The 23,634-nt window shown below is 68.2% G+C and carries 21 protein-coding genes; 11 read left to right on the forward strand and 10 right to left on the reverse strand.

Going from position 1 to position 23,634, the window contains the following annotated elements; genetic code table 11:
- Positions 1–52: 52 nt before the first annotated feature.
- Positions 53–1,255: a class I SAM-dependent methyltransferase gene (locus tag ACV7NO_RS10395; protein ID WP_463407316.1), complete on the forward strand. Its 1,203-nt coding sequence runs from the start codon at positions 53–55 to the stop codon at positions 1,253–1,255.
- Between the two features lie 93 nt (positions 1,256–1,348).
- Here the strand turns inward: ACV7NO_RS10395 and ACV7NO_RS10400 are convergent, their stop codons facing one another.
- Positions 1,349–2,059: an SDR family NAD(P)-dependent oxidoreductase gene (locus ACV7NO_RS10400; RefSeq protein ID WP_463405928.1), complete on the reverse strand. Its 711-nt coding sequence runs from the start codon at positions 2,057–2,059 to the stop codon at positions 1,349–1,351.
- Between the two features lie 106 nt (positions 2,060–2,165).
- Positions 2,166–3,623: an amidophosphoribosyltransferase gene (purF, locus tag ACV7NO_RS10405; protein WP_463405929.1), complete on the reverse strand. Its 1,458-nt coding sequence runs from the start codon at positions 3,621–3,623 to the stop codon at positions 2,166–2,168.
- Between the two features lie 226 nt (positions 3,624–3,849).
- Between purF and hisI the strand changes: the two genes are divergently transcribed.
- From hisI to ACV7NO_RS10425, 4 genes are read left to right on the forward strand one after another with little or no spacing between them, the layout of a single operon-like run.
- Positions 3,850–4,209: a phosphoribosyl-AMP cyclohydrolase gene (hisI, locus tag ACV7NO_RS10410; RefSeq protein WP_463405930.1), complete on the forward strand. Its 360-nt coding sequence runs from the start codon at positions 3,850–3,852 to the stop codon at positions 4,207–4,209.
- On the forward strand, positions 4,206–4,697 hold the full coding sequence (locus tag ACV7NO_RS10415) for a hypothetical protein (RefSeq protein ID WP_463405931.1): 492 nt from the start codon (positions 4,206–4,208) through the stop codon (positions 4,695–4,697). Before hisI ends, ACV7NO_RS10415 begins: the two co-directional genes overlap by 4 nt.
- Positions 4,698–4,739: 42 nt before the next feature.
- Positions 4,740–5,174: a MerR family transcriptional regulator gene (locus tag ACV7NO_RS10420; RefSeq protein ID WP_463405932.1), complete on the forward strand. Its 435-nt coding sequence runs from the start codon at positions 4,740–4,742 to the stop codon at positions 5,172–5,174.
- 3 nt (positions 5,175–5,177) lie between these two features.
- On the forward strand, positions 5,178–6,986 hold the full coding sequence (locus tag ACV7NO_RS10425) for an acyl-CoA dehydrogenase C-terminal domain-containing protein (protein ID WP_463405933.1): 1,809 nt from the start codon (positions 5,178–5,180) through the stop codon (positions 6,984–6,986).
- A 308-nt stretch (positions 6,987–7,294) separates the two neighbouring features.
- Here ACV7NO_RS10425 and ACV7NO_RS10430 read toward each other — a convergent pair whose 3' ends face one another.
- The 4 genes from ACV7NO_RS10430 to ACV7NO_RS10445 form a co-directional block, all read right to left on the reverse strand.
- Complete coding sequence (locus tag ACV7NO_RS10430; RefSeq protein ID WP_463405934.1) at positions 7,295–7,648, reverse strand: DUF952 domain-containing protein; 354 nt, start codon at positions 7,646–7,648, stop codon at positions 7,295–7,297.
- Positions 7,645–10,455 carry a DNA gyrase subunit A gene (gyrA, locus tag ACV7NO_RS10435; protein ID WP_463405935.1) on the reverse strand — a complete coding sequence of 937 codons (2,811 nt, stop codon included), beginning with the start codon at positions 10,453–10,455 and terminating at the stop codon, positions 7,645–7,647. The genes ACV7NO_RS10430 and gyrA overlap by 4 nt, the downstream gene beginning before the upstream one ends.
- Positions 10,456–10,567: 112 nt before the next feature.
- A complete protein-coding gene (locus ACV7NO_RS10440) occupies positions 10,568–10,876 on the reverse strand; it encodes a hypothetical protein (RefSeq protein WP_463405936.1) in 309 nt (102 codons plus the stop codon).
- 98 nt (positions 10,877–10,974) lie between these two features.
- Positions 10,975–12,297, reverse strand: a complete 1,323-nt coding sequence (locus tag ACV7NO_RS10445) for a dicarboxylate/amino acid:cation symporter (RefSeq protein WP_463405937.1) — start codon at positions 12,295–12,297, stop codon at positions 10,975–10,977.
- Positions 12,298–12,386: 89 nt separating this feature from the next.
- Here ACV7NO_RS10445 and ACV7NO_RS10450 point away from each other — a divergent pair, with 89 nt between their 5' ends.
- Positions 12,387–13,649 carry a M24 family metallopeptidase gene (locus ACV7NO_RS10450; RefSeq protein WP_463405938.1) on the forward strand — a complete coding sequence of 421 codons (1,263 nt, stop codon included), beginning with the start codon at positions 12,387–12,389 and terminating at the stop codon, positions 13,647–13,649.
- A 40-nt stretch (positions 13,650–13,689) separates the two neighbouring features.
- A complete protein-coding gene (alaS, locus tag ACV7NO_RS10455; RefSeq protein WP_463405939.1) occupies positions 13,690–16,353 on the forward strand; it encodes an alanine--tRNA ligase in 2,664 nt (887 codons plus the stop codon).
- A gap of 129 nt (positions 16,354–16,482) precedes the next feature.
- On the opposite strand, the gene ACV7NO_RS10460 is transcribed toward alaS, so the two are convergent.
- Together ACV7NO_RS10460 and ACV7NO_RS10465 are read right to left on the reverse strand one after the other, a co-directional pair.
- Positions 16,483–17,076 (reverse strand): hypothetical protein, encoded by a 594-nt coding sequence (locus tag ACV7NO_RS10460; protein ID WP_463405940.1) that lies wholly within the window; start codon positions 17,074–17,076, stop codon positions 16,483–16,485.
- Between the two features lie 134 nt (positions 17,077–17,210).
- Positions 17,211–18,998, reverse strand: coding sequence for a cation:proton antiporter domain-containing protein (locus ACV7NO_RS10465; protein ID WP_463405941.1), 1,788 nt, complete (start codon positions 18,996–18,998; stop codon positions 17,211–17,213).
- 122 nt (positions 18,999–19,120) lie between these two features.
- Here ACV7NO_RS10465 and ACV7NO_RS10470 point away from each other — a divergent pair, with 122 nt between their 5' ends.
- The gene (locus ACV7NO_RS10470; protein ID WP_463405942.1) at positions 19,121–19,933 is read left to right on the forward strand and encodes a hypothetical protein; all 813 of its coding nucleotides are present in this window, start codon (positions 19,121–19,123) and stop codon (positions 19,931–19,933) included.
- A gap of 152 nt (positions 19,934–20,085) precedes the next feature.
- Here the strand turns inward: ACV7NO_RS10470 and ACV7NO_RS10475 are convergent, their stop codons facing one another.
- Positions 20,086–21,306, reverse strand: a complete 1,221-nt coding sequence (locus ACV7NO_RS10475) for an NADP-dependent isocitrate dehydrogenase (RefSeq protein ID WP_463405943.1) — start codon at positions 21,304–21,306, stop codon at positions 20,086–20,088.
- Positions 21,307–21,480: 174 nt separating this feature from the next.
- Here ACV7NO_RS10475 and ACV7NO_RS10480 point away from each other — a divergent pair, with 174 nt between their 5' ends.
- From ACV7NO_RS10480 to pssA, 3 genes are read left to right on the forward strand one after another with little or no spacing between them, the layout of a single operon-like run.
- Positions 21,481–21,840: a hypothetical protein gene (locus ACV7NO_RS10480; RefSeq protein ID WP_463405944.1), complete on the forward strand. Its 360-nt coding sequence runs from the start codon at positions 21,481–21,483 to the stop codon at positions 21,838–21,840.
- Between the two features lie 47 nt (positions 21,841–21,887).
- The gene (locus ACV7NO_RS10485) at positions 21,888–22,628 is read left to right on the forward strand and encodes a phosphatidylserine decarboxylase (RefSeq protein ID WP_463405945.1); all 741 of its coding nucleotides are present in this window, start codon (positions 21,888–21,890) and stop codon (positions 22,626–22,628) included.
- Between the two features lie 34 nt (positions 22,629–22,662).
- Positions 22,663–23,457 carry a CDP-diacylglycerol--serine O-phosphatidyltransferase gene (gene pssA, locus ACV7NO_RS10490; RefSeq protein WP_463405946.1) on the forward strand — a complete coding sequence of 265 codons (795 nt, stop codon included), beginning with the start codon at positions 22,663–22,665 and terminating at the stop codon, positions 23,455–23,457.
- Here the strand turns inward: pssA and ACV7NO_RS10495 are convergent.
- Complete coding sequence (locus tag ACV7NO_RS10495; RefSeq protein ID WP_463405947.1) at positions 23,399–23,632, reverse strand: hypothetical protein; 234 nt, start codon at positions 23,630–23,632, stop codon at positions 23,399–23,401. The two genes, pssA and ACV7NO_RS10495, sit on opposite strands and share 59 nt — an antisense overlap.
- Between the last annotated feature and the right edge of the window lie 2 nt (positions 23,633–23,634).

The raw sequence follows: 23,634 nt of genomic DNA on the forward strand, positions 1-23,634 counted from the left end.
GGGGCCTTTCCCTGCGGCGCGCGGGCGTGCATGGGCGCTCGCGATGAACCGGATGGCCGCGATCGACCCGACGAAACCCGCGCGGCTAGCACGGCTGACCGCACCGATGTGGCATCGGCTGCTCGACCGAATCGACGCCGGGCTGGCGGCGGGCGCGATCGAGGCGCGGTTGCCCGATGGGACGCGGCGGCTGATCGGCGGGCGTGGGGAGGGGCCGCTGGCGATCGTCACGCTGGTGCGCTGGCGCGCGCTGCGGCGGCTCGTGACCGCGGGCTCGGTCGGCTGGTATGCGGCATGGGCGGACGGCGACTGGACGAGCCCCGATCCGGTGCCGATCTTCGACCTGTTCATGCGCAACGCCCGCACGCTGGGCGACGTCGCGCGCGCCAAGCGCTGGGCGCGCGCCGCCGCGCGGGTGGCGCACGCGCTGCGCCGCAACGACCGCAAGGGCGCGCGGCGCAACATCGCGGCGCATTACGATCTGGGCAACGACTTCTACGGCGAGTGGCTCGACCCGACGCTGACCTATTCGAGCGCGATGTTCGCCGCCTATGACGAGCCGCTGGCGCGCGCGCAGGGGCGCAAGCTCGACCGAGTGCTGGCGCGGACGAACACGGTGGCGGGGGACGCGATCCTCGAGATCGGATGCGGATGGGGATCGTTCGCGGAGGCTGCAGCGGCGGTGGGGCGCGAGGTCCACGCGATCACGCTGTCCGAAGAGCAGCTGCGCTTCGTCGCAGCGCGCGTACCCGACGCGCAGGTGTCGCTGACCGACTATCGCGACGTGACCGGCACCTATGACGCGGTGGCAAGCATCGAGATGGTCGAGGCGGTCGGCGAGCGCTACTGGCCCGACTATCTGGCGACGATCGCGCGGGTGCTGAAGCCCGGCGGGCGGGCGGCGATCCAGTATATCGCGATCGACGATTCGATCTTCGACTCCTACGCGCGCAACGTCGATTTCATCCAGCGGCATGTGTTTCCGGGCGGGATGCTGCTGTCGGAGTCGCGGTTCCGCGCGATCGCGGAGGCGAACGGGCTGGAGTGGCGCGATCGCGAGGGGTTCGGGCTCGATTATGCCGAGACGCTCGCACGCTGGCGCGATGCGTTCGAGGCAGCGGCGCGCGAGGGGCGACTGCCCGCGCGATTCGATGCGCGGTTCGTGGACCTGTGGCGCTTCTACCTGATGTATTGCGAGGGCGGGTTCCGCGGGGGTGGGATCGACGTGGCGCAGGTGACGCTGGTGAAGCGGTAAGACGCCCGTTCGTTTCTCGACTTCGCTCGAAACAAGCGGACGGGGGAAAGCTGCGCCTGCCAGCAAACACCCCAGCTTTCGCCGGGATGACGCTCAGACGTCCACCCGCTCGAAATGGCCCGGTTCGAACCCGTCGATCGCGAGCGCCACGATGCGGGCGGCGACGGTCTCGGGCGGCTTGACCGAGGCGGGATCCTCGCCCGGATAGGCGCGGGCGCGCATCGCGGTGCGGGTCGCGCCGGGATCGACGATCGCGGTGCGAACCGTGCTGATCTGCTCCATCTCGTCGCCATAAGCGTGGACGAGCGTCTCGAACGCGGCCTTCGACGCGCCGTACGCGCCCCAGAAGGCGCGGGGCTTGCGCCCGACCGAGGAGGTGACGCCGATCACGCGTGCGCCGGCCGAGCGGCGCAGCATCGGATCGAACGCGCCGATCAGCGCGGCCTGCGCGCTGACGTTGAGGGTCAGGACCTGCGCGAGTTCCTTCATGTCGATCGCGGGGACCGCGGCGAGCGAACCGAGCATCCCGGCGTTGAGGACGAGGACGTCGAGCGCCTGCCACCGCTCGCCGATCGCGGTCGCGAGGCGCGCGATCGAATCGGTTTCGGTCAGGTCGAGCGGCGCGATCGTCGCGGAGCCGCCCGCGGCGTGGATCGTCTCCTCGACCGCCTCGAGCGCCTTGGCGGTCCGTGCGGTGATGACGACGTGTGCGCCCTGCGCGGCAAGCGCGATCGCGGTGGCGGCGCCGATCCCGCGGCTGGCGCCCGTGACGAGCGCGAGTTTGTTCTGAAGCGGCTTGCTCACGTTCGTCACCCCGGACTGGTTCCGGGGTCCACGGCCCCGCATTGGCATCGGCCGCGGCTCTTGCCGCACGGTGGATGCCGGAACAAGTCCGGCATGACGATCGGGTTCAGATCACGCGTTCCGCGAGCATCGCGAACTGATCGACGTCCGCCGTCTCGTCATGATCGGTCAGCGAAGTGGGGTAGTCGCCGGTGAAGCAGGCGTCGCAATATTTGGGGCGGATGTCGGCGCGCTTGGCCTCGCCCAGCGCCTTGTACAGGCCGTCGATCGAAACGAACGACAGGCTGTCGGCATGGATGAAGTCGGTCATCCCGCCCAGATCGAGCTTGGCCGCGAGCAGCTTGGCGCGCTCCGGCGTGTCGACGCCGTAGAAGCAGCTGTGGCGGGTCGGCGGCGAGGCGATCCGCATGTGGACTTCCGCCGCGCCCGCCTCGCGCATCATCTGTACGATCTTGAGGCTGGTGGTGCCGCGCACGATCGAATCGTCGATCAGGACGACGCGCTTGCCCTTGATGAGCGCGCGGTTGGCGTTGTGCTTGAGCTTGACGCCCAAGTGGCGGACCTTGTCGCCCGGCGAGATGAAGGTGCGGCCGACATAGTGTGAGCGGATGATCCCCAGTTCGAACGGGATGCCGCTTTCCTGTGCATAGCCGATCGCCGCGGGCACGCCCGAATCGGGGACCGGGATGACCAGATCGGCCTCGACCGGCGATTCGATCGCCAGCTGCGCGCCGATCGCCTTGCGCACCGAATAGACCGAATGATCCTCGACGATCGAATCGGGACGCGAGAAATAGACCCATTCGAAGATGCAAGGCCGCGGCGCCATCGGCGCGAACGGCTTGATCGAGCGGATCTCGGCGCCCTGCACGATCACCAGTTCGCCGGGCTCGACCGCGCGGACGAACTCCGCGCCGCACACGTCGAGCGCGACCGTCTCCGACGCGAAGATCACCGCGCCGTCGAGCTTGCCCATGACGAGCGGGCGGATACCGAGCGGATCGCGGCACGCGATCATGCCCTCCGGCGTCATCACGACGAGCGAGTAGGCACCCTCGATCTGCTTCAGCGCGTCTATGAAACGGTCTAGCAGGGTGCGGTAGTTCGAGGTCGCGACGAGATGGATGATCGTCTCGGTATCGCTGGTCGACTGGAAGATCGAGCCGCGGCGCACCAGCTCGCGTCGCAGCCGGATCGCGTTGGAGATGTTGCCGTTGTGCGCGATCGCGAACCCGCCCGACTGGAGCTCGGCATAGAGCGGCTGGACGTTGCGCAGCGCGGTCTCGCCCGAGGTCGAGTAGCGGACATGGCCGCACGCGACCTCGCCCGGCAGTGCGCGGATGACGGCGTCGCTGTCGAAATTGCCCGCGACATGCCCCATCGCGCGGTGGGTGTGGAAGGCGTGGCCGTCCCACGTCGTGATGCCGGCAGCTTCCTGCCCGCGATGCTGAAGCGCGTGGAGCCCGAGCGCCACCAGCGCGGCCGCGCCTTCGGACCCGGAGACGCCGAAAACGCCGCACTCCTCGCGGAGCGTGTCGTCTTCGAAGGGGTTGGTGGTCAGCATGGGATGCGCACTCTCTTGCTCGACGGCCTCGCTCGACAGGCGCGCCTATAGAGGTGTGTCATCGATTTGTCGCGGGTCTTCGTGGATCGGGTCGTCGCATCGTAGTGGATACCGTCATGCCAGCGAAAGCTGGCATCGCTTCGATCCGGGCGACCCCAGCTTTCACTGGGGTGACGAGTATTTTCGCCGGGTGACGGGTTGGGGTGAGGTTGCTACATCCAGCGGCATGCCTGACCCCCGCGAAACCGGCCTCGACCTGTCCCCCCGCTACGACGCCGCCGGGCTCGTCACCGCGGTCGTCAGCGATGCGGACGGCGCGTTGCTGATGGTCGCGCACATGAACGCCGACGCGCTGGCGACGACGCGCGCGACGGGCGAGGCGACCTTCTGGTCACGTAGCCGGGCGAGGTTGTGGAAGAAGGGCGAGACGTCGGGCAACGTGCTGCGCATTCGCGAGATCCGTGTCGATTGCGATCAGGATGCGCTGTGGCTGATCGTCGATGCGGCGGGCCCGGCGTGCCACACCGGCGCGAAATCGTGCTTCTATCGCCGCGTGACCGACACCGGGCTGGAGCGTGTGGATTGAGACGGTTCGCGCTCGCGATCCTGCTGCTCGGCGCGTGCGGGGAACGGGGCGAGCAGACGGCAACGCCGGTACGGGCGGGTGCGACGCTGGAGCGCGCGGCGCGCGACGCCGGGCTGGTCGAGGATCCGGCGACGATCGAGCCGACCGGGGTGTACACATCGGACACCGACCGCGCATGCGTCGTGCCGATTGAGCGCGGCTATCGCGTGGGCGCGACGATCGATTATGGCCCGGGGCAGGGTTGCGTCGCGCGCGGCACTGCGACCGGGCGGTCGACGCTGGCGATCGCGTTCGGCGAGGGATGCGCGATCACCGCGACGGTCGCGGACGGGCGGCTGGTGTTTCCCGCCACGGTTCCGGCGGTCTGCGATCGGCTGTGCAGCGGCCGCGCCTCGCTTGCCGCGTTGTCGGCGGAGCGGCTGAGCGCGTCGATCGCCGAGGCCGCGGCGATGCGCGCGCCCGACCGGACGCAGCCCTGCCGACCATGACGCCGCTTGACGTTGACGTAAGGGCAAGGTAGCCATGCTGCCATGTCCAAGGTCGCCGCCTATGCCACGATCGAGCCGCGTCCCGATCGCGAGCAGTTCTCGATCTCCGATCTGTCCACCGAGTTCGACGTCACCGCGCGCGCGTTGCGCTTCTATGAGGACGAGGGACTGATCTCGCCCGAACGGCGGGGGACGCAACGCATCTATTCGCAGCGCGATCGCGCGCGGCTGGCGTGGATCCTGCGCGGCAAGCGCGTGGGCTTCTCGCTGGGCGAGATCCGCGAGATGATCGACCTCTACGACCTGGGCGACGGCCGCAACACCCAGCGCACGGTGACGATCGACAAATGCCGCGCGCGAATCGCCACGCTCGAATCGCAGAAGCGCGACATCGACGCAGCGATCGCCGAACTCATCGACTTCGTCGGGCTGGTCGAGGCCGCCCCGATCCTCAAAGACATGCCCAAGGACGCCTGACCCATGCCGCAATACACGCCACCCGTCCGCGATACCCGCTTCGTTCTGGAGCATGTCGTCGGGCTAGATCGCTATGCCAATGTCGACGGGTTCGCGGCGGCCACGCCCGACACCGTCGACGCGGTGCTAGAGGAGGGCGGCCGGTTCGTGGCAGACGTGCTGTTCCCGCTGAACCTGTCGGGCGACCAGGAGGGTTGTACGCGCCACGCCGACGGCAGCGTGACGACGCCCACGGGATTCAAGGAAGCCTATGCCAGGTTCGTCGAATCGGGCTGGGGCACGCTCAGCGCGCCCGAGGCGTTCGGCGGGCAGGGGATGCCGCACGTCGTGTCGACCGCATTCCAGGAATATATGATCTCCGCCAACATGGCGTTCGCGATGTATCCGGGCCTCGCGCACGGCGCGATCGCCGCGCTGGTCGTAAAGGGCAGCCCCGAGCAGCAGGCGAAGTATCTGCCGAAGATGGTGTCCGGCGAATGGGGCGGCACGATGAACCTGACGGAGCCGCAGTGCGGCACCGACCTGGGACTGATCCGTACCCGCGCCGAGCCGCAGGCGGACGGCAGCTACAGCATCACCGGCACCAAGATCTTCATCTCGGCGGGCGAGCACGACCTGACCGACAACATCATCCACCTCGTCCTCGCCAAGACGCCGGGCGCGCCGGAGAGCTCGAAGGGCATCTCGCTGTTCGTGGTGCCGAAGGTGATGGTGAACGAGGACGGGACGCTGGGCGCGCGCAACGCGGTGTCGTGCGGATCGATCGAGCACAAGATGGGGATCCACGGCAACGCGACCTGCGTCATGAACTATGACGGCGCGACGGGCTGGCTGGTCGGCGAGGAGATGAAGGGGCTCGCGGCGATGTTCATCATGATGAACGCCGCGCGGCTCGGCGTCGGGCTTCAGGGGTTGGGGGTCGCCGAGACCGCCTATCAGAATGCGGTGCATTATGCGGGCGATCGCCGGCAGGGGCGCGCGCTGACCGGGCCGGCCGAGCCCGAGGAGAAGGCCGACACGCTGTTCGTCCACCCCGACGTCCGCCGTATGCTGATGGAGGGCAAGGCGTGGACCGAGGGTCTGCGGGCGCTATGCCTTTGGGGTGCGCTCCAGGTCGATCTGGAGCACAATGCCGCGACCGACGAGGAGAAGCAGACCGCCGCCGACCTGATCGGGCTGCTCACCCCGGTCATCAAGGGTGTGGGCACCGACAAGGGTTACGAGATCGCGACGAACGCGCAGCAGGTCTATGGCGGGCACGGCTACATCGCCGAATGGGGGATGGAGCAGTATGTCCGCGATGCGCGGATCGCGATGATCTACGAGGGCACCAACGGCGTGCAGGCGATGGATCTCGTCGGGCGCAAGCTGGCGCAGGGCGGCGGTCGCGCGATCCAGCTGTTCTTCAAGGTGGTGTCCGAGGAATGCGCGGCGGCGAAGGGCGATCACCCGGCGCTGGCGGACGCGCTGGAGAAGGCGCTGGGTGAGCTCCAGACCGCGACGATGTGGTTCATGGCGAACGGGATGAAGGACCCGAACAATGTCGGCGCGGGCGCGGTAAGCTACATGCACCTGACCGGGATCGTCGCGGTCGGCCTGATGTGGCTGCGCATGGCAGTCGCGGCGACGGGGCTGAAGGCGGCGGGCGAGGGCTCCGACCAGTTCGGGGCGGCGTTCCTCGACGCCAAGCTGGTGACCGCGCGGTTCTTCGCCGAGCGGGTGATGCCCGAGGCGGGCGCGCTGCGCCGCAAGATCGAGGGCGGCGCGGAAGCGATCATGGCGCTGCCGCCGGAGATGTTCCGGGCGGCTTGAGAGCGGGCGCGTCGATCTCGTTCAGGTTTGGATACGTTCATCCGTTCCCCCTGGGCGAAGTCGAAGGGCCTGCATTGGGATCGTGTTTCGACGTCGCTCAGCACGAACGGGAAAGCTGTTCGATCTGATGGATACCGACCCAGCCACTCCCGTACCGCGGCGCAGGCCGGGGTCCAGTCTCGGGGCAAAGCGGCGAGTGCGCTGCCGCGCATAATTTTCAGTCGGTCTGGACCCCGGCCTTCGCCGGGATACGGCTTTGCCGTTCGGGTCGTTTTGCCCGGTCCGAGTAGCGGTTAAGGAAGAGTTGCCTACCCCGCGATCGGCAGTTTCACCCGGCCGTCGAGATCGCGCTCCAGCGGGCCGTAGGAAAGCACGGTATCGAGCATCAGCCGCCCGTAGATGTGCGGAAAGAGCTGGCCGCCGCGCGACTCCTCCCATTTGAGCGTGTCCCCCTGCGCGTCGAGATCGACCGCGGCGACGAACAGCTCTGACTGCCCCGCGAAATGCTTCGCGACCGTCTCGTCGAGCTGCGCCGCGGTCGACAGGTGGATGTAGCCGTCCGCCAGATCGACGGGTGCGCCGGTGAAGGTGGCGTCGCGCTCCAGCGTCGCCATCTCGTCGGCGGTCAGCACCTTGTACGCGACCAGCGGGCGCTCGCTCATGCGTCGTCCTCTTGTTCGTCATCGGGCAGATCGCCCATGTCGGCCGAGCCCGCACCATCGTCGGTGTGGAGCGTATCGCTCGCAGCGGCGGGCGGGGCGGCGCCCAGATCGTCCGCGACCATCGCCTCGGCGGCGTTCTCCGGCGCTTCCTCCTCGTCGATCCGCGCGGCGGAGACGACATGCTCGCCCTCCGCGACGTTGAACAGCCGCAGGCCCGCCGATCCGCGCCCGATGACGCGCAGGCTGCCAAGCGGCATGCGGATCATCTTTGCCTGGTCGGTGACGAGCATCAGCTGCTGCGCCTTGGTCGCGGGGAAGCTGGCGACGACGGGGCCGTTGCGCGCGATGTTGTCGATGTTGGTGATGCCCTGTCCGCCGCGTCCGGTACGGCGATACTCGTAGGCCGACGACATCTTGCCATAGCCGTTGGCGCAGATCGTCAGGATGAACTGCTCGCGCGCGCGCATCATCTCGAACATCGACTGGTCGAGCGCGTGCTCGCCCTCCCGCTCCTTCCAGGGCGCGAACTTCAGATATTCCTCGCGCTCTTCCGGCGTCGCGCCGACGCGGTGGAGGATAGACAGCGACATGACCGCGTCGTCACCCTTGAGCGTGACGCCGCGGACGCCGGTGGAGTTGCGGCTCTGGAACTCGCGCACCTCGTCGCCCGCGAAGCGGATCGCCTTGCCCTGGCGCGTCGCGAGCAGCACGTCGTCGCCCGCGTCGAGCAGCGCGACGCCGATCAGCCGGTCGTCGGCATCGTCGCCTTCGAACTTCATCGCGATCTTGCCGTTCGACGGCACGTTGGCGAACGCATCCATGCTGTTGCGGCGCACCGATCCGCGTGCGGTCGCGAACATGACGTGGAGCTTGCCCCATTCCGCCTCGTCCTCAGGGAGCGGCAGCACCGTCGAGATCGTCTCGCCCGCCGCGAGCGGGAGCAGGTTGACCATCGGCCGTCCGCGCGTCGTCGGCGCGCCCTCGGGCAGGCGCCAGACCTTCATCCGGTACACCTTGCCGTGGTTCGAGAAGAACAGGACGGGGGTGTGCGTGGAAGTCACGAACAGCTCGGTGACGACGTCCTCGTCCTTGGTCGCCATCCCGCTGCGGCCCTTGCCGCCGCGCGCCTGCGCGCGGAACGTGTCGAGCGGGGTGCGCTTGATATAGCCCTGCATCGTCACCGTCACGACCATGTCCTCGCGCTCGATCAGGTCCTCGTCGTCGATCCCGTCGGCGGCGTTGGTGATCTCGGTCCGGCGCGGCGTCGCGAACTGCGCGCGCACGTCGACCAGCTCCTCGCGCATCACGGCGTAGAGCTTGGCGCGATCGCCGAGGATCGCGAGCAGCTCGCCGATCGATTCGGCCAGCGTCGCCAGCTCGTCGCCGATCTCGTCGCGGCCCAGCGCGGTGAGGCGGTGGAGGCGCAGGTCGAGGATCGCGCGGACCTGAAGATCCGACAGGCGATAGACGTCGCCGGTCACCTCGACCTCGACTGCCTCGACCAGCTTGATATAGGCCGCGATCTCCGCGATCGGCCATTCGCGCATCAGCAGCGCGTGGCGCGCCGCGGTGGCGTTGGCCGAGCCGCGGATGATCTTCACCACCTCGTCGAGGTTCGTCACCGCGACGACGAGGCCGAGCAACAGATGCGCCCGGTCGCGCGCCTTCGCCAGCTCGAACTTGGAGCGGCGGGTGATGACCTCCTCGCGGAAGGTGATGAACGCCGCGATGATGTCGCGCAGCCCCAGCAGCTCGGGGCGGCCGCCGCGAATCGCGAGCATGTTGGCGGGGAAGGAACCCTGCGCAGGCGTGTTGCGCCACAGCTGGTTGAGCACGACCTCGGGGGTCGCGTCGCGCTTCAGGTCGATGACGATCCGCACGCCCTCGCGGTTCGATTCGTCGCGGATATCGCTGACGCCCTCGATCCGCTTGTCCTTGGCGGCCTCTGCGATCTTCTCGACCAGCGCGTTCTTGCCCTGCTGGTAGGGGATCGCGGTGAGGACGATCGAGCGGCGGTCACCGCGCGTTTCCTCGACGATGTGGCGCGAACGGACGATCACCGAACCGCGCCCGGTCTCGTAGGCGGAACGCGCGCCAGCGCGACCGAGGATGATCGCGCCGGTCGGGAAGTCCGGCCCCGGCACGATCTCCATCAGTTCCTCGGTCGTCGGCATGTCACCGCCCTCGACCTTGCGGTCGAGATAGAGCAGGCATGCGTCGACCACCTCGCCCAGATTGTGCGGCGGGATGTTGGTCGCCATGCCGACCGCGATCCCGCCCGCGCCGTTGACCAGCAGGTTGGGGAACCTCGCGGGCAGCACCTGCGGCTCGTTCTCCGACCCGTCGTAATTGGGTTGGAAGTCGACCGTGTCCTTGTCGAGATCGTCGAGCAGCGCGGTCGCGGACTTCGCCAGCCGCGCCTCGGTGTAGCGCATCGCGGCGGGGGGATCGGGATCCATCGATCCGAAGTTCCCCTGGCCGTCGATCAGCGGCACGCGCATCGCCCAGTCCTGGGTCATGCGCGCCAGGGCTTCGTAGATCGAGCTGTCGCCGTGCGGGTGGTATTTACCGATCACGTCGCCGACGATGCGCGCGGACTTCCGGTACGGGCGATTCCAGTGGAACCCGCTCTCGCTCGCGGAGAACAGGATGCGGCGGTGGACCGGCTTCAGTCCGTCGCGGACGTCTGGGAGCGCGCGCGCGACGATCACGCTCATCGCGTAATCGAGGTACGACGTCTTCATCTCGTCGACGATGTTGATCGGCGTAATGTCGGACGCGTCGGCGAGCAGGGTCTCGTCGGTCAAATCTCGGGGTCTTTCGGAAAGCTTTCGTTACGGGTGCCACCCTAGACCAGCGACCGGCCGCTTACCACCCCCGCGCGTAGGCGCACACGCGTGCGCACGGGGGCGGCGGGGGTTATTTGCAGGCCTTCTTGGTCGCGTTGCCGGCCTTCGCGCAGTTGTACGTCACCGTCTTGCCGGTGCTCGTCTTCGTCGTGACCATCCGGCCGGGGGCGGCGACGGTCGCGCTCGTCCGGGTATAGGCGTGGGTGGTCGCGGCGGGCGCGGCCGGCTTCGCGAACGCGGTCTTCATCCGCGCCATCAGCGAGGGCTTGGTCGTCGTCGCGTGTGTCGCGACCGCGGCATGGGTCGTGGCAGCGACCGCGGCGGTGGCGGACACCAGCGCGCCGGCGGCGAGCAGCGTGGCGGGGATCAGCTTCGACATGTCCATCTCCTCTTGGCGATGGAGACGATCTGCGCCTGTGCGGGTGATGCGGCGATGTCGCGTGGATGACATTCGAGTCACCCCGCGCACGCCGAGGATCAGACCTTGCGGAAGCTGTCGACGTCCACCGCCGGGCCGCCGCCGGTCGGCGCGCTCGGCGGATCGATGTCGGCGGGTTCGCGGATGTCGAGCTGGCCCTCCCATTTTGCCACGACGGTCGCGGCCACCGCGTTGCCGATCACGTTGGTGGCGGAGCGGCCCATGTCGAGGAAGTGATCGACCGCCAGGATCAGCAGCAGCCCCGCCTCCGGGATCTTGAACAGCGACAGCGTGGCGGCGATCACCACCAGCGACGCTCGCGGCACGCCCGCGATCCCCTTCGACGTCACCATCAGCACCAGCAGCATGGTGACCATCTCGCCCCACGACAGGTGGATGCCATAGGCCTGCGCGATGAACAGCGACGCGAACGTCATGTACATCATCGATCCGTCGAGGTTGAACGAATAGCCGAGCGGCAGCACGAAGCTGGCGATCCGCGGCGGCACCCCGAACCGGTCGAGCGCCTCGAGCGTGCGCGGATAGGCGGCTTCCGAAGACGCGGTCGAGAAGGCGAGGATCAGCGGATCGCGGATGTAGCGGACCAGCAGCCGGGTACGCGGGCCGATGATCGCGAACGCGACGCCGATCAGCACCAGCCACAGCGTGATGAGCCCGAGATAGAAGCTGCCCATGAAATAGGCGAGGTCGCCCAATACGCTCGGGCCCCGTTCCGCCAGCGTCGAGGCGACCGCGGCGAACACCGCGAACGGCGCGAACCGCATGACGTAGTTGGTGATCTGGAGCATCACCTGCACCAGCGCCTCGGTCGCCTTCACCAGCAGCGCGGCCTTCTCGCCGACCGCGGTGATCGCGACGCCGACGAAGATCGAGAAGACGACGATCTGGAGGATCTCGTTCGTCGCCATCGCCTCGATCATCGAGGCGGGGACGATGTGGCTGACGAAGTCCTTCAGGTTGAACGCCGCCTTCGCGACGCCGCTGTCCGCGGTCGCAGGCGGCAGCGGGAGCGCGAGGCCGACGCCCGGCTGGAGCAGGTTGACGAGGAACAGCCCGAGCGTCAGCGAGACGAGGCTGGCGCCGACGAACCAGGCCAGGCTCTTCAGCCCCACGCGCCCCAGCGCGCCGGTGTCGCCCATGTGCGCGATGCCGACGACCAGCGTCGAAAACACGAGCGGCGCGATAATCATCTTGATGAGCCGCAGGAACAGCGTCGTCACGATCGAGAAATAGCCCGCGATCGACGTCAGCTTCTCTGCCGAGGCCGGCGTGCCGTCGTCGATCGTCGCGTTGAGGACCCAGCCGACGACGAGGCCGATCACCAGCGCGATCATGATCCAGTAGGTCAGCCGCTTGGCCATCCGATGCTCCCGTTAATCCCCGGCGCTAATCCGCTGCGGGCGCACCAACGGGATTGCGGGCGGCGGGTCAAGCGCCGTATCCCCTTGCGATGGCCGATCCCTCTTTCTCCCGCCGCGCGCTTCTGGGCGCTGCCGTCGTGATGCCGTTGCTGGCGACTTCGCGGATCCTGCGCGCCGCCGAACCCGACCTGTCGGCGCTTCGAGACATGACGACCGGCGCGAAACCGATCGACCCAGCCGAGCGCGCCGCGCGCCTCGTCCGCGCGCAGGCGCTGATGAAGGCGAACGGCATCGGCGCGGTGCTGATCGAGCCGGGCTCGTCGATGATCTATTTCACCGGTGTGCGCTGGAGCCGCAGCGAGCGCCCGACCCTCGCGATCCTGCCGGTCGAGGGAGAGGCTTGCATCGTCACGCCGTTTTTCGAGGAGCCATCGGTGCGCGAGACGCTCGCGATCCCCGCCGAGGTGCGCGTGTGGCAGGAGGACCAGGATCCGCTCGGCGTCGTCGCGGGCTGGCTGCGCGACCGCAAGCTGGCGACGCGTCCGATCGGCATCGAGGAAACGGTGCGCAGCTTCATCCCGACCGCATTACAGCGCGCGCTGCCCGTGGCGCGGCTGGTGCCTGCGAACCCGGTCGTCCGCGGCTGCCGGATGGTGAAGACCGCGCCCGAGATCGCGTTGATGCAACTGGCGACCGACGTCACGATCGCCGCCTATCGCTGGACGTACCCGCGCGTCGAGGCGGGGATGACGGGAGCGGACATCTCCGCGTTGATGACCGCGGCGACGCGCAAGCTGGGCGGTGCGCCGGAATTCGCGCTCGCGCTGGTCGGCGAGGCGTCGGCCTATCCGCACGGCAGCAAGCAGGTGCACACGGTGGCGGACGGGCAGGTCGTGCTGATGGACTGCGGCTGCACCGTGCAGGGCTATCAGAGCGACGTGTCGCGCACCTGGGTCCACGGCACCGCGACCGCGGAGCAGCGCAAGGTCTGGGGGCATGTCGCGCGCGGGCAGCAGATCGGGTTCGCCGCGGCGAAGCCCGGCACGCCGGCCGGGCAGGTCGATGACACGGTGCGCCGCTATTACGAATCGCTCGGTTACGGGCCGGGCTATCGCCTTCCGGGGCTGTCGCATCGGACCGGTCACGGCATCGGGCTCGACGGGCACGAGCCGGTCAATCTCGTCCGCGGGGAGGCGACGCCGCTCGCCGAGGGCATGTGCTTCTCCGACGAGCCGGGGCTCTACCTGCCCGGCAGGTTCGGCGTACGGCTGGAGGATTGCTTCCACATGACCGCCGCCGGCCCGAAATGGTTCAGCACGCCGCCCGCCTCGATCGAGACACCGCTCGGCTGACGGCTTGAGCAAGGCGCGCGCCTCGCCTAAGTCCCCCGCCATGACCTCGACGAACGACATCCGCCGCAGCTTCCTCGACTATTTCGGGGCGAACGGCCACGCCATCGTGCCCTCCGCGCCGCTGGTGCCGCAGAACGACCCGACGCTGATGTTCGTCAACGCCGGGATGGTGCCGTTCAAGAACGTGTTTACCGGTTTGGAAACACGGCCGTACCGCACCGCGACCTCGTCGCAGAAGTGCGTGCGCGCGGGCGGGAAACATAATGATCTGGACAATGTCGGTTATACCGCGCGGCATCACACCTTCTTCGAGATGCTCGGCAGTTTCAGCTTCGGCGACTATTTCAAGGAGCAGGCGATCACGCACGCGTGGACGCTGTTGACGAAGGAATGGGGCCTCCCGCCCGAAAAGCTGACCGCCACCGTCTACCACACCGACGACCAGGCGTTCGACCTGTGGCGCAAGATCGCGGGGCTGCCCGAGGAGCGGATCATCCGCATCGCGACCAAGGACAATTTCTGGGCGATGGGCGCGGACGGGCCGTGCGGGCCGTGTTCGGAGATCTTCTACGATCACGGCGACCACATCTTCGGCGGCCCGCCGGGATCGCCCGACGAGGATGGCGACCGCTTCGTCGAGATCTGGAACCTCGTCTTCATGCAGCATCTGCAGGAGGCGGACCAGATCGTCGGCGACCTGCCGCGGCCGTCGATCGACACCGGCATGGGGCTGGAGCGCGTCGCGGCGGTGCTTCAGGGCGTCACCGACAATTACGACACCGACACGTTCAAGGCTCTGATCGCGGCGTCGGGCGCGCTGACGCATACCGCGACGACGGGGGATAATCAGGCGAGCCACCGCGTGATCGCGGATCACCTGCGCACGTCGGGCTTCCTCGTCGCGGATGGCGTGCTGCCCGCCAACGAGGGGCGCGGCTATGTGCTGCGCCGGATCATGCGGCGCGCGATGCGGCATGCGCATCTGCTCGGCGCGAAGGATCCGCTGATGCACCGCCTCGTCCCCGCGCTGGTCGCGGAGATGGGCGCGGCCTATCCCGAACTGCTCCGCGCGCAGCCGCTGATCGAGGCGACGTTGCAGCAGGAGGAGACGCAGTTCCGCCGCACGCTCGAACGCGGCCTGCGGCTACTCGACGAGGAGACGGCGGGGCTGGCGGAGGGCGACACGCTCGCCGGGCAGGCGGCGTTCAAGCTCTACGACACCTTCGGCTTCCCCTACGACCTGACCGAGGACGCGTTGCGCCCGCGCGGGCTGTCGGTCGATCGCGCCGGGTTCGACGCGGCGATGGCGGAGCAGAAGCGTGCGGCGCGCGCGGCTTGGAAGGGTTCGGGCGCCAAGGCCTCCGACGATATCTGGTTCGACATCGTCGAGGCGCGCGGCGCGACCGAGTTCGTCGGCTATGCCAGCGACACCGCGGAAGCCGAGGTCGTCGCGCTGGTGAAGGACGGCGTCCGCGTCGATACCGCCGCGTCTGGCGACCGCGTCGACATCGTCGTCAACCAGACGCCCTTCTATGGCGAGAGCGGCGGGCAGGTCGGCGATGCGGGGACGATTACGTCCGAGGGGGGCGCGTCCTACGCGGGGCTCCACGCCGACGTGTCGGAGACGTCGAAGCAGCTCGGCAAGGTCTTCGTCCACCACGCCACGATCCGCGACGGCGCGATCCGGGTCGGCGATGCGGTGAAGCTGGCGATCGACGTGAAGCGCCGCGCTGCGATCCGAGCCAACCATTCCGCGACGCACCTGCTGCACGAGGCGCTACGACAGCGGCTGGGCACGCATGTCGCGCAGAAGGGCAGCCTCGTGGCGCCCGAACGGCTGCGCTTCGACGTGTCGCACCCGGTGGCGATGAGCGCGGCCGAACTCGCCGACGCCGAGACCGCGGTCAACGTGCAGATCCGCGGCAACGGCGCGGTCGTCACGCGGTTGATGACCCCCGACGATGCGATCGCGATGGGCGCGATGGCGCTGTTCGGCGAAAAATACGGCGATGAGGTCCGCGTGGTGTCGATGGGCACCGAGGATGACGGGAAGACCTACTCGATCGAACTGTGCGGCGGCACGCATGTGACGGCGCTCGGTGACATCGGCTTGCTCAAGATCGTCGGCGAGGGCGCCGTGTCGTCCGGCGTGCGCCGCGTCGAGGCGCTGACCGGCGAAGCGGCGCGCGCCTATCTGACACAGCGCGACGAGACGCTGCGCGCGGTCGCCGCGACGCTCAAGACGACCCCCGACGACGTGCCCGCACGGGTCGCGACGCTGGTCGAGGACCGGCGGCGGCTAGAGCGCGAGCTGGCGGATGCGAAGAAGGCGCTGGCGCTCGGCGGCGGTGGCGGATCGGCGGCGGCGGGGCCGGAGGACGTCGGCGGCGTCGCATTCGTCGGGCAGGTGCTCGACGGGTTCGAGGCGAAGGGGCTGCGTGGCGCAGTCGACGAGGCGAAGCAGAGGACCGGATCGGGCGTCGTCGCGATCGTCGCCGTGAACGACGGGCGCGCGTCGGTCGCGGTCGGGGTCAGCGACGATCTCGTCGCGCGATTCAGCGCGGTCGATCTCGTCAAGCGCGCGGTGGCGGCGCTGGGCGGGCAGGGCGGCGGTGGGCGGCCCGACATGGCGCAGGGCGGTGGGCCAGATGCCGACAAGGCCGGCGATGCGATCGCCGCCGTGCGTGCGGGGCTTGGGTCGTAAGCCGCAGACGTCATCCCAGCAGACGCCGCGATCTTTCTGAGGGAGTGCCCCTCTATGAAAAGCTCCCAGCTTTCGCTGGGTAACGGGAAATTAAATGGGCGCCGGTCGCGAAACCGGCGCCCGTAACACTTACTTCGTCGTCGGCGCGCCACCCAGCGCGGCGTTGAGCTGCTCGGCGGTCAGGCCGATCGTCACACCCTTCGGCCCCGGCCCGAAGCCTGCGATCGGCAGCTTCGCATCGCCCTTGGCGGTCGTGACCGTCACGAACTCCGCATCCGCCGTCTTGATCGTGCCGACCGGCGTGCCGCCGACGCCATAGACCTGCGCACCCGCGACGAGCTGGCTCTTGAACGTGGCAGCGGTCTGCGACTGCGCCTGCGTCGCGGCGGCGTCGAGCTGAACCTTGGTGAGGCCGAGCGTCGCGCCCTTGGGGCCGGTGCCGAGCGACGAGAGCTGGACCGCGACCTTGTTGGTGCCGGTGTCGATGACAGCGGCCGAGGTCGCCGCGTCGACGCTCGCGATCGTGCCGACCTCGCCACCCTGCGCGTCATACACCTTTGCGCCAGCGGTGGGTGCGCCGGCCGCCGCGGCAGGAGCCGCCGCCGCCGGAGCACCAGCCACTGGCGCCGCAGGAGCCGTCGGGGCCGGGGCCGGGGCGGTCTGCGCGCCGGCGAAAGCGGGGGCCGAGAGCAGCGCGGCGGCAAGAAGATATTTCGAAGTCATGATCGATTTCTCCCTTATCGTTCCCGTTTCGAACGTGAACGTTGCGATGGAGTTCCAATCATGAACGCGATGTGGATCGAGGCCGGGAGGTGATACGACATGACGATTGTGCGCCAAGTCGTTGCGTCCGTGTGCTATTTTGGTGTTCCGGCGGTCGCGGATTCGCCCAACCTGCGGACCCGGCGAATCCGCGGTTCGCGCTTCAGTTCGGCCTCGCGGCGGATCGTCTGGCGCATTTCGTCGCGCTTTTCGTGGATCGACGCGATCACCGGCCCCATCGCGACGCCGAGGTCGACGAGCACCGCTTCCGACAGTTGCAGCGAGCTTTCGAGCGTTTCGGGCACCGCATCGGTCGCGCCCGCGCGGTACAGCTCGGCGGCGTGCGTCGTATCGCGCGCGCGCGCGATGATCGACAGGTCGGGCGCCAGCGCGCGCACCTTGCGGACCAGCCGGACCGACAGCACCGGATCGTCCATCGTGAGGATCAGCGCACGCGCGTTGGTCAGGTCCAGCCGGTCGACCAGCTCCGCGCGCGCGACGTCGCCGAACAGCACGGGATAGCCGCGCCGTCGTGCGGCCTCTACCGCGTCGATATCCGCCTCGACCGCGACATAGGGCTTGCCGTGCACCGCCAGCATGTCCGCCACCATCAGCCCCACGCGCCCGAACCCGATCACCACGATCCGCGTGCTGTCGGGCGTGGGCTCGACCACGCCGTCGCCGCGCGATTCGAGTTTGCGAGAGATACCGCGGCCCGCCTTGGCGAGCAGCGGGGTGATCGTCAGCCCGATCGCAGTGACGGTCTGCCAGAAGGCCGCGGTCGAGGGCAGGATCAGTTGTGCCTGCGCGGCGGTGCCCAGCACGATCAGCGTCGTCTCCGACGGGCTGCCCATCAGCAGCCCCGTCTCCGCCGCGACTCCTCGCCGCGCATTGGCGACCCGCAGCAGCAGATAGGTGACGATCGCCTTCACCGCGACGACCCCGACGACCGCAAGAAGCAGCTCGACCCAGTTCGCCGCGATCAGGCGGAGGTCGAGGCTCATGCCGACGGTGATGAGGAACACGCCCAGCGCGAGGCCCTTGAACGGCGCGGTCATCACCTCGACCTCGCTGTGATATTCGGTTTCCGCGATCAGCAGCCCGGCGAGCAGCGCGCCGACGATCGGCGACAGCCCCGCCGCGGTGGTTGCGACGCTGGCGACGATGACGACGAGCAGCGAGGCGGCGAGGAACAGCTCCGGGCTCTTCGTCCGTGCCGCCTGCGCGAACAGGCGCGGGAGCACCAGCCGGCCAGCGACGTACATGAACACCACCGTCAGCCCGCCGCGCAGCGCGACTCCCGCGATCCCCTGCCACCCCGTATCGGTCGCGGCGGGGGCGAGTGCACCGAGCACGAAGATGATCGGGACGAGCGCCAGATCCTCGAACAACAGCATCGCGAAGGCGCCGCGCCCGACCGGGCTCGTCGTGCCGACAAGCGGAAGCACCAGTGCGGTCGACGACAAGGCGAGCGCGAGACCGAGCCCGGCGGCCCCGGTCCAGCCCTGTCCCATATAATGCAGCGCGACGCCGATGATTACCGCGGAGCCGAGCAGCTCGGCCGCGCCCGTCCCGAACACCAGCCGTCGCATCGACCACAAGCGCCTGAACGAAAGTTCGAGGCCGATCGAGAACAGCAGCAGGATGATCCCGAACTCGGCGAACGGCTCGATCGCTTCCGGCCCGGAAATGGTGACGTAGTAGAGCCATGGCGCCTGATCGACCATGGCCCCGAGCCCTGCAGGCCCGACCAGGATGCCGACGAGGATGAACCCGATGACCGGGCTGACCCGGAACCGCGCGAAGGCTGGAATGACGAGGCCCGCCGCCCCCAGGATCACGAGCGTGTCGGAGAAGCCGGGATTGTCGAGCCTGAGTGCCATGGCGCGACCTTAGCCGCTGCCGGGCGCAAAAGTCAGCCTCGTCGTCGCGCGTGGTCGCGAATGTGCTCGCCATCGCCGCTTGGGTGGTGGCAGGATAGCCGTGATTTCGCAGGAGATGCGTCGTGATCCGGTTCTCGCTCCTCGCGCTCGCATGCGTGGCCACGCCGCCGTCGGCACAGATTGCACCGCCGGCTCCCGTCTCGGGGGAGGCGCAAGCCATCGCTCGTGCGTCGGCGATCGGCTCCGCGCTGTTCGCGTTCGATCGCGCGGCATGGGTCGCGACCGATGCGCTCAAGGCGAAGCTGCCGGCGGAGCGGGTCGCGACGATCGGCGGTTGGGTGGTCGAGCCCGCAGCGGAGCGGACGCTCGCCGTCACCTTCTACACCGGGCGTGCGGAATCCGCCCAGGCGGTGTTTGTCGCGTCGGTGCGGGCGGGCACGGTGATCGATGCACGCATACTCGCAGAGCCGGTTCCGCTTACCGAGGCGCAGCGTCGGCTTGCACAGGCGCGCGAGGCTGCATTCGCGGAGGCGGGGGTGCGCAAGTATGTGACCTGCACTGCGTCGCCGTTCAACACCGTCGTGTTGCCGTCGCCGCAGGGCAACGGACCGGTCGCGGTGTATCTGCTGAGCGCGCAGGTGAAGGCGGGCGAATATCCGCTGGGCGGGCACTATCGCGTGATCGTGGGCGCCGACGGCAAGGCGATCAGCGCGCGGCCGTACAGCGTCGGGTGTCTGAACATGAGCATCCCGAAGCTGCCCGCGGGCGCGACGCCGGTGGGACTGTTCGTTAATCACCTGCTAGATCCGGTGCCGACCGAGATCCACGTCTTCGCGTCGTTCGCCGCGCGGATGCCGTTGATGGTCGGGACGCGCGACAAGCGGGTGTGGCAGGTCGCGGGTGCGAAGATCACCGCGGTGCCCGGCAAGCCCTAGCGGGGGCCACGCGGACTGTTGCGGCGTGTGGTCATCCCGGATGTGATCCGGGGGGCCGATTCTTCCTCAACAGTCCGGGGTGACGATCAGAAAAAAGGGGCGCGGCACCTGCGATGCCGCGCCCCTTTTCGTTGGCCGAACGGCGAGGGGCGTTACGCCCAGGTCGCCATCTTCGCCTCGAGGTTCGCGCGGACCTGCTCGAAGAACTGCTCGGTCGTCATCCAGGGCTGGTCGGGGCCGATCAGGATCGCGAGGTCCTTCGTCATGTGGCCGTTCTCGACGGTTTCGACGCACACCTTCTCAAGCTCCTCGGCGAAGCGCGTGACGTCGGGCGTGTTGTCGAACTTGCCGCGATACTTCAGCCCGCCGGTCCAGGCGAAGATCGACGCGATCGGGTTGGTCGAGGTCGCCTTGCCCTGCTGGTGCTGGCGATAGTGGCGCGTGACGGTGCCGTGCGCGGCCTCCGCCTCGATCGTCTTGCCGTCGGGCGTCATCAGCACCGAGGTCATCAGCCCGAGCGAGCCGAAGCCCTGCGCGACCTGGTCCGACTGGACGTCGCCGTCGTAGTTCTTGCAGGCCCACACGAACTCGCCGCTCCACTTGAGCGCGCTGGCGACCATGTCGTCGATCAGGCGATGCTCGTAGACGATGCCCGCTGCCTTGAACTGATCCTTGAACTCGGCCTCGAAGATCTCAGCGAACAGGTCCTTGAAACGGCCGTCATAGGCCTTGAGGATCGTGTTCTTGGTCGACAGGTACAGCGGCCACTTGCGGTTGAGCGAATAGTTCATCGATGCGCGCGCGAAATCGCGGATCGACTGGTCGAGATTGTACATGCCCATCGCGACGCCGGCCTCGGGGAAGTCGAACACCTCGTAGTCGAGCGTCTCGCCGTTCTCGCCGGTCCACGTCATCGTCAGCTTGCCCTTGCCGGGCACCAGGAAGTCGGTCGCCTTATACTGGTCGCCGAAAGCGTGCCGGCCGACGACGATCGGGTGCGTCCAGCCCGGGATCAGGCGGGGCACGTTCTTCATCACGATCGGCTCGCGGAAGATCACGCCGCCCAGGATGTTGCGGATCGTGCCGTTGGGCGACTTCCACATCTTCTTGAGGCCGAACTCCTCGACGCGCTGCTCGTCGGGGGTGATCGTCGCGCACTTCACCGCGACGCCGTATTTCTGGGTGGCGAGCGCGCTATCGATCGTCACCTGGTCGTCGGTCGCGTCGCGATGCTCGATCGACAGATCGTAATAGTCGAGTTCGATGTCGAGATACGGCTTGATGAGGCGCTCGCGGATCCATTCCCAGATGATCCGCGTCATCTCGTCGCCATCGATCTCGACGACCGGGGTGTTCACCTTGATCTTCGCCATGCTGCCTGTGTCCTCTTAAGGAGAAAATGAAAAGGGGTTGCCGCGGTCGATAGGGGGAAGGGACCCGACGATCAACCGCCCGATCGGTCGGGCGCGACGGCATGGGGGTTGCGGAGCCGCCGCGCGACGGCCATCGACGCGCGCTGCCGGAAAACGGTGATCGAAGGAGTATCGATGCGTCTGCCTGCCCTGTTCCTCGTCGTCCTCGCCGCCCCGGTCGCGGCCGCCGACACCTTGCCGCTGGTGCGCGGTGCCTATGTCGACCGCGACAGCCCATGCCGCGATCCCGCCAACGCGGTACTGCGCGACTATAACGGACTGGGGATCGGCTCACGCAGTGCAGGGCAATGTCGTGGCCGCGTGATCGCGCGGATCGGGGCCCGGTATACGCTGATGCAAAGCTGTGTGAGCCAGGGCGGCGGGCCCGCCAGGCGGGTTACGGAACGGCTGAAGATCCGTGTGGATACGCACACCGCGTTCACCGACATCCGGACGGGCACCCATTACCGCCTGTGCCGGGGCGTGCGACTGTGAGCGCGTTGGCCGTTGTCACCCGGCGCGCGCATCGATAGACCCGGCCGATGGCATCGCTAGACAAGCCGCCGCACGGATCCGTGCCGCTCTCCACCACTACCGTCAAATGGCGCTTTCCCGCGGTCCATCCCGAAGGACGGAAGTACGTCGCGATCGCGCTGGCGATCACGCTGGCACTGACGTGGCTGGTTTCGAACATCCTGTTCTGGCCGTTGTTGGGCGTGACCGCATGGGTCGCGGTGTTCTTCCGCGATCCGGTGCGTACGACGCCGCAGGGCGACGACCTGATCGTCGCGCCCGCCGATGGGCTGGTGACGATGATCCAGCGCGTCGCCGTGCCGCGCGAGCTGGTCGGCGACCTGGGCGAGGCACCGATGGTGCGCGTATCGATGTTCATGTCGGTGTTCGACGTCCACATCAATCGGACGCCGATCGCAGGCACCGTGCGGCAGGTCGTCTATATCTCGGGCAAGTTCCTCAATGCCGATCTCGACAAGGCGTCCGACGAGAACGAGCGCCAGCATATCGTCGTCGAGGGGCTCGATGGCCGCCGGATCGGCTTCACCCAGATCGCCGGGCTGGTCGCGCGCCGGATCGTCGGTTTCGTGAAGCCGGGTGACATGGTCGCCAGCGGGCAGCGGATCGGGCTTATCCGGTTCGGCAGCCGCGTCGACGTGTTCCTTCCCGACGACTATGCGCCGCAGGTTGCGCTCGGCCAGCGCACGATCGCGGGCGAAACGGTGATCGGCCGTCGCGGCGCAGCACCCGCGACCGGGATCTCGCAGTGATCGCAGCCCGTTCGCGTCACCGCAGCCAACGCACATGAGGCGCCCGCTGCGACGCACCTCTCGCGGACTGCCGCTGCGGGCGGTCGCGCCGAACGCGGTGACCGCGCTCGCGTTGTGCTCGGGGCTGAGCGGGGTGCGTTTTGCGATCATGGGGCAATTCGAGCTGGCGGTGACGATGGTCCTCGTCGCGGGTGTGCTCGACGGAATCGACGGGCGGATCGCGCGCCTGCTTCACGGAGAAAGCCGGTTCGGGGCCGAACTCGATTCGCTGTCCGACGCGATCTCGTTCGGGGTCGCGCCCGCGCTGATCCTGTATTTATGGTCGCTCAACACGCTGCCGCGTATAGGCTGGATCTGTTCGCTGCTGCTCGCGGTCTTCTGCGCGCTGCGGCTCGCGCGGTTCAACGCGCAGATCGATACCGCCGAACAGCCGCACAAGTCCGCTGGCTTCCTGACGGGGATTCCGGCTCCCGCAGGTGCCGCACTCGCGCTGCTGCCGATGGTCGTGTGGTTCTGGTCGGGCCAGGATCTGGCGCGCCATCCGCTGATCGTTGCGCCCTGGACCGCACTGGTGGCCACATTGATGGTGTCGAGCCTGGCGACCTATTCCTGGTCGTCGATGAAACTGCGTCCCCATATCCGGTTCGAAGCGCTTGCTGTGATCGTACTGCTGGGCGCTGCGGCGGTGTCAGCGCCTTGGCATACGCTCTCTGCACTCAGCGCCGCGTACTTGCTATCGCTGCCCTTCAGTATCGCCGGTTACAGCCGTGTCAGGCGACAGCGCGAGCCCGTGCAGCCATCCGCGCCGGCTGTGCAGCCCAACGCCTGATCGCGATCCTGTTCTCGGCACGCGCTAGCGTGGCGAGCGGCGCGAACTGCTCGACGGGCTGACCGCGCAATGCGGACATGATCCGGTCGAACTGCGGCATGACGGTGGAACCGATCGCGTAAGTAGCGGTGGCGAAGCCACCCACAAATGCGAAAATAACGAAATCTGTCAACATGT

The sequence above is a fragment of the Sphingomonas sp. Ell38C01 genome (assembly GCF_055231975.1).